Annotated in this window: 5 protein-coding genes; 2 read left to right on the top strand and 3 right to left on the bottom strand. The window is 72.2% G+C overall.

Annotated elements, in window-relative coordinates:
- The first annotated feature begins 102 nt into the window (after nt 1-102).
- Both BZL64_RS31680 and BZL64_RS31675 read left to right on the top strand, forming a co-directional pair.
- The gene (locus BZL64_RS31680) at nt 103-783 is read left to right on the top strand and encodes a class I SAM-dependent methyltransferase (RefSeq protein WP_086772574.1); all 681 of its coding nucleotides are present in this window, start codon (nt 103-105) and stop codon (nt 781-783) included.
- 152 nt (nt 784-935) lie between these two features.
- A complete protein-coding gene (locus BZL64_RS31675; RefSeq protein WP_244205604.1) occupies nt 936-2,378 on the top strand; it encodes a Mucin-2 in 1,443 nt (480 codons plus the stop codon).
- Between the two features lie 158 nt (nt 2,379-2,536).
- Here the strand turns inward: BZL64_RS31675 and BZL64_RS31670 are convergent, their stop codons facing one another.
- From BZL64_RS31670 to BZL64_RS31660, 3 genes are all read right to left on the bottom strand, one after another.
- Nucleotides 2,537-3,676 carry a lytic polysaccharide monooxygenase auxiliary activity family 9 protein gene (locus tag BZL64_RS31670; protein ID WP_086772571.1) on the bottom strand — a complete coding sequence of 380 codons (1,140 nt, stop codon included), beginning with the start codon at nt 3,674-3,676 and terminating at the stop codon, nt 2,537-2,539.
- A 141-nt stretch (nt 3,677-3,817) separates the two neighbouring features.
- Nucleotides 3,818-6,037 (bottom strand): glycoside hydrolase family 6 protein, encoded by a 2,220-nt coding sequence (locus BZL64_RS31665; protein ID WP_086772570.1) that lies wholly within the window; start codon nt 6,035-6,037, stop codon nt 3,818-3,820.
- 34 nt (nt 6,038-6,071) lie between these two features.
- A partial coding sequence (locus tag BZL64_RS31660; protein WP_208639556.1) for a cellulose binding domain-containing protein occupies nt 6,072-6,395 on the bottom strand: 324 nt, incomplete at its 5' end.

Genomic DNA, 6,395 nt, shown 5'->3' with positions numbered 1-6,395 from the left:
ATCCTGCTGCGATGTTGTCGGTCACGGGCCCACCGTCGCCCACCACCTCCCGGACCGGCAACAACAGTGGCGGTCCGGGAGGTGGTGGGCGACGGTGGGCCCGTGACCGACAACATCGCAGCAGGATCACCCGCGTCCGACCTCCCCTCGCCTTCCGACGGATACCTCGGAGACCCCGCGGTGCGGGCTGAATGGGACGACCGGTACGCCGACCGACAGCAGTTGTGGAGCGGCCGGCCCAACGGCGCACTCGTGGCCGAGGTCGCCGGGCTCACCCCTGGGCGTGTGCTCGACGTAGGCTGCGGCGAGGGCGCGGACGCCGTCTGGCTCGCGCGCGGCGGCTGGGACGTGACCGCGCTGGAGGTCTCGGGTGTGGCACTGGAGCGGGCGGCCGGGCACGCGCGGGACGCGGGCCTCGCCATCCACTGGGTGCACGCCGCACTCACCGAGGCGGTACTCCCGCCGGCCTCCTTCGACCTGGTCTCCGCGCAGTACCCGGCTCTGCTGCGCACTCCCGACTCCGCGGCCGAGCGGGCGCTGCTCGCGGCCGTCGCGCCGGGCGGCGTGCTGCTGGTCGTACACCACGCGGGTATGGAAACCCAGCAGGCACACGACAGCGGCTTCGACCCTGCCGACTACGTCTGGCCCTCGATGATCGCCGAACTCCTCACCGACGACTGGGAGACGGAGGTGGACGAGCAACGGCCCCGCGTGGCACCGGACGGCGGCGCCGGCGCGCACCACACCGACGACGTGGTGCTGCGCGTACGCCGACTTCGCTGAATCCGCCTGTGTGGCGTGGCCCACGGTTCCTGGTTCGTCGGAACTCGGAGGGGGCCACCTGACGTGGTGCGCGCTCTCGTTGATCACCTGCGGAGGCGGTCCGCTCCGTGGCAGGATGACGGCCGTCGACCCGAGCGGTCGATGCCGCGCAGGTGCCCGAGGCAGCCGCGCGCGAAGTGACGGGGTCGGGGAGCTGGGACGTGGTCGCCTTCTACTCCTCCGCGCTGGACGGAGTCGCCGCCAACCCGGCCCTCCCCACACCGCTGCTGCTGCGGCTGATCGCCTTCGACGGCGGGGGCGAGGGTCCGCCCTTCCAGGCTCTCCACCGGCCGGGGCTGCCCGAGCCGGCCGTGGCGGCACTCCTCACCCACCCGATCCCGTACACGCGCGTCACGTTCGCGAGGAGCGGCCAGGTGGAGCCCGAGCAGCGGGCCCTGCTCGCGGACGACCCCTCGCCCGAGGTGCGGGCCACCGTCGCGGAGGGACCCGACCGGATCCACGATCACCGGGCGAAGGTCCGTCCGCTGTCGGACGCCGTGTGCGGGCGTCTCCTCGAAGACCCCGAACCGTCCGTACGGAACGCGCTGTTGCGCTCGCGCCACCTGGCGCCGTCCTTCCTCGCCTCCCTGGTCCGGCATCACGATCCGGCCGCACGATGTGCCGCCCTGCGCGTCTGGGACGAACTGACGGCGGACGAGCGCGGCACGCTGCTCGCCGATCCCGACCCCGAGGTACGCCGGTCTGCCGCGCTGTGCGCATGTCCTCGGGACGCCCGGCTCACGGCGGCGCTGCTCCGCGACCCCGCAGCCCTGCCTGTGGCTCTGCGCCGAGGGCTTCTCGACCGCGCGGACGCCGAGCGGTTCCTCGCCGAGGGCATCCACCTGGCCGGACTCGCCGGCAATCCGTCCCTGCCGGCCGACCTCGTGGACCGACTCGCCGTCGACCCCGACGACGATGTACGGCTCGCCGTGTCCCTGCGGCCCGAGCTGACCGAAGCCCGTCGCGCCGCGATCGACTTCACCGTCTCCCCGTTCGACCGCGGTGACGTGGACTGGGTGACGGCCGGCATGGCCGATCAGGGTGTCCTGCATCGGGCCGCCACCTCCGCCCACCCTCTGCTGCGCCGCGCCGCGGCCCGCAGTCCTCATCTGTCACCCGAACTCCTGCGGCTTCTGGCCGAGGACACGGACGCCGTCGTGCCCACCCATCTGGCCATACACCACCCCGACGCCCCGCAGGAGGTCCTGATGAGCGTGTACGCACGGCTCGGCGGGACGTTCTCCGCCTGGATGGCCACCGGGCACCCCCGCTTCCCCCGCGAAGGGCTCGCCGCCCGCTACGCGGACCATCCGAACGGGACCTACCGGCAACTGGCGGTCCGCGACCCCGCCGCCGGCCCCGACCTCATCGAACGGCTCAGCCACGACCCGGACGTCCGGACGCGCCAGGCGGCGGCGGGCGACCCGCGCCTGCCGCTCCCCCGGCTCGTCGAGGCCCTCGCCCTGCCCGAGCTGGCCTCCAGCGCGGGCGCCAACCCGGCTCTTCCGCCGGGTGAGATGGCCGGGGTCATGGACGAGGCCGGGGTACCCGCATGACACGGCGGTGACGGCCCGGTTTCCTCCACGGCCGCAGCGCCCGTCGATGCCCGCGGCCATCCGCGCCGTACCTCCAGTCGGTGAGTGTCCGCGCCGTACTCACACAGCGGCGCCGGCTCCCTCCCCCGTACGGGAGCCGGCGCCGCCTGGGCCCTCGGTTAGGGGTTGACGCAGCTGATCGAGCCGACCGGGAAGTTGTTGCCGGTCGATGTCGCGGTGAACCCGAAGGTGACGCTGCCGTCCGGCGGGACGGTCCGGTTGTAGTCGAGGTTCGCGACCGTGACGGTGCCGTCGGATCCGCTGGTCAGCGCGCCGTTCCAGACACTGCTGATCCTGGTGCCGACACCTGGTGTCCACTTCACCGCCCAGCCGTCACGCGCTGTCGTGCCGTGGTTCATGACCTCGACCGAGCCCTGGAAGCCGCCGCTCCAGGAGTTGGTCACGGTGTACGTGGCCATGCACCCGGTGTGCGGGTCGGACGGAGTCGAGGTCGGCGTGGCTGTCGGGGTGGGCGTGGAGGTGGGAGTCGGCGTGGCTGTCGGAGTCGGTGTGGGAGTGGGCGTCGGTGTGCTGCCCGAGCCCCGGATGCCCGTCACCTCGCCGTTGCCGCCGTCGAAGACGATGTCCGAGCAGGAGAAGAAGTTCTCCTGGCTGTCCGAGCGCACCCACTGGATGAACATGACCGCGTCGCCGGAGCGGCCCGAGGGCAGGTTCAGGTTCCAGTAGTAGTGGCCACCGTCGGTACCCGGTGAGCCCGTCTGCGGCGGGTTGGTGACGGTGTCGATCAAGTCGAGGTCGTCCCAGCCCAGTTCGGTGGCGGGCGAGTAGCCGGGCTTGGACAGGTAGACCCGGAAGGACCCCGGATGCGCTGCCCAGTTGCTGTGTTTCACCTGGATCGTCCGGCCGGAGGTGAGGTGGGTCCGGGGCCAGTCGGAGCGAGCCGCGTTGTAGCCGGTGAAGTTGTACGGCGACCGGTCACCGGCGCTGCACAGCTTCCCGTCGGGAACGTAACCGGCGCCTCGGCCACCGGCGTTGGAGTCGAGCACGGCGAACCAGTTGTACAGCGCGGTCGCCCCGCTCTCGTTGAGCGCGGCCCGGCAGGCCGGGTTGGTCGGGTCCAGGGAGCCGGTGCTGGTCTTGGCGTCCAGATAGCAGAGGTAGGTCCGCGATCCGGGGGTCATCGTGACGCCGTGCGCCTGCGCGTCGCCCTGGCCCATCAGGGCCAGACCGAGTCCGCCGAGCAGCGTCGCCAGTAACGCCGCCGCCAGGGATACGAGTCGGTTGTCGCGTCGAGCCATGGTGTCTCCTGTGGCTGTGTGGGGGTCGTGTGGGGGTCGCGCTTGTCTCCTTCGCGGTGCACCGTTCGGTGGTGGAGCCCCCGCCCGTCCAGGGAGAAAGCCTCCGGACGGGCGGGAGAATCTTGGGTGGAGGTACGTCGATCAGGCGGGCGGTGCGCCCCAGGCGAGTGCGGTGCCGACGTAGGCGGGAACGGCCGGGGCGTCGGTGTAGGCGGTGGCGGTCGTACGGCTGTGGTCGTCGGACTCGTCGAAGGCCGACCAGTCCGACTTGGCCATCCGGAGCTGGATGTCGCCGGTGTCCAGGCCGGCGGCCAGCGAGCCGTCGGTGAAGCCGACTTCGAGGTAGGCGTCGGCGCCCGCCACGGCCGTGCTCAGCGTGACGACCCTGAGCTGGACGTGGGCGCAGCCGACGGCGGCGTAGTCGCACCAGGCCCGCACGTCGGTCGAGCCGCCGTCACGGGTGAAGTAGTAGCGGGCGGTCACCTTGGTCAGGTCGACCGTCGTACTGCCGGGGTTGACGATCCGCAGTCCGGGGCGGATCGCGTTGTCGGTGGCGGAGGAGTCGTTGTTCTTGTGGCGGACGACGAGGCCGCCCGTCGGGTCGGGGCCGCCGCCGCCCGCCTCGGTCGTGACGATGAGGGCGGTGGAGGCGGCCGAGACGTTGCCGGCGGCGTCGCGGGCTCGGACCGAGTAGCTGTGGGCCGTCGCCGCGCTCAGGCCGGTGTCCGTGTACGTCGTGCCGGTGACCGGCGTCGAGGTGACCCTGGTCTGCTCGCGGTAGACGTCGTAGCCGCTGACGCCGCGGTCGTCGGTCGCGGCGGTCCAGGCCAGCGAGACGCTGCTCGCGGTCTTGGCGGTCGCGCGCAGGCCGGTCGGCGCGGTCGGGGCCGTGGTGTCGTCGCCCGGACCGCCGCCGCCGTCCGTGGGCACGGCCGGGTGGGCGTTGCGCACCAGCATGGCGAACTGGTCGTGGAACCAGTGCCCGGCCAGCGGGGCTCCGGGCAGCGCACCCGTCCTGCTGTTGCCGGCGTTGGGCGCGGTGTAGTCCGGGTCGCACATGGGGTCCTGGCGCTTGCCCTCGTCGTTGGGGATGTCCTCACTGGCCCCGTCGGACTCCCCCGGCGGCTTCACCCACAGGAAGGCGTCGAGGTGGGAGTCCGGCCGGCCGGACGGGGCGCCCTGCGGGGGCTCGCCGATGCCGGCGCCGCTCACGTTGCACCACAGGCCACGGTGGGTACGGCGGTCGGCCCTGGACCCGGTGACGTAGGCGTCGACGGTGGTGCTCGTGCTCTCGGCGGTGGGCCGGGCGGAGCCGCCCCAGCCGTTGCGGGAGGTGTCGACGACCATGCCGGTCGAGGCGGGCCAGCCTGCCGATACGAGGGCGCTGTGCACGTTCTTCGTGAAGTCGGCCTCGTCGAAGTTGGGGTTCCACTCGTAGTACTTGCCGCCCCTGACCGGTGCGCCGCCGACGCTCTTGCCGGGGTCGGTGAGGAACGGCTCGTCCAGCGGCGTGTAGTTGGAGACGTTGGTGATCAGCCCGTCGACGCTGCTGGTCCCGGCCGCGGTGCCCTCGGCGGTGTCGGTGTACAGCTGCACGGTCTTGGCGAGGTTGGTGTCCCAGCCGAGCCATCCGGAGTGCGCGAAGTCCAGGTAGGTGTAGACGTTGGGGAGGGCGTGCAGCTTGTCGAGGGCGTACTGGACGCCCTTGACGTAGATGCCGCTGCTCGCGGCCCGCGCGCACTCGGCGTCGGCCGAGTTGGTGGCCAGGTTGGGCAGGCCGTCGGGCTCGATGACGGTGGTGATGCGAACGTCCTGGTACTTGGGGTTCTTGAAGACGTTCGCGATGACGTCGATGTACTCGCTCTTGTAGCGGTCCAGGCCGGCTTCGGTGAGCGGCAGTTCGCCGTTGGAGGCGAGGGCCGCGCAGTCCCGGCCGGGCAGGTCGTACACGACGAACGTGGCGGTGATGGGACGGCCGGGCTTCTTCTGTGCGAGGGCCAGGTCGAGGTGGTCGGCCAGGCTCTTGCGGCCCGCGTTGGCCTCGCCGCCGTGGAGAGCGGCGATGCGGTCCAGCCAGACGGCCGTGGGGCGGTTCCGGACCTGCTCCATCTTCGACCTGAGGGTGGCGTCGGACGTCCGCGCGATGGACGTGTCGACGCGGGCCGCGTAGTCGGGATTGACGTAGAAGTCGGCGCCGGCGAAAGGGTTGTCGACATGGGCCTCCGCCGCCGCGGCGGGCTGCCCGGTGAGCTGGCCGACGGCGCCCAGCAGCAGGGTGGCCAGCGCGGTGACGACGGCCGCCGTGCGTCGTCGGCGGGGCAGGCGCGGACGTGTGCCGCCTGATGGGGACGGACGGTTCAACGTGCCCTCCTCGGGAGTACGTGGGGGTCGTACATCAGGAGCCCGCGCAGTGCGTCGCGGGCGTGCCCGTGGGACCGTTGGCGGTGAAGCCGAACGAGGTCGTGGCGCCGGGTGACAGGGCGCCGTTGTGGGCGGCGTTGTGGACGGTGGCCCGGCCCGCGGACACGGTCAGCGAGCCGTTCCAGAGGCTGCTGACCGTGGAACCGCCGAGGTCCCAGGCCACGTTCCAGCCGGGGAGCGGGCCGGTGCCGGTGTTCTTGACGGTGACCTCCGCCTGGTATCCGCCGGACCAGGAGGCGACGGTCCTGAACTGGGCGGTGCAGGCACCGGGCACGGGCTCCGGATCGGGGTCGGGGTC

Origin of the sequence: Streptomyces bobili, assembly GCF_002154575.1 — a bacterium.
GTDB lineage: Bacteria > Actinomycetota > Actinomycetes > Streptomycetales > Streptomycetaceae > Streptomyces > Streptomyces bobili.
Note: the sequence above shows the minus strand (reverse complement) of the source record. Positions and strands in the feature narration are given on the sequence as shown.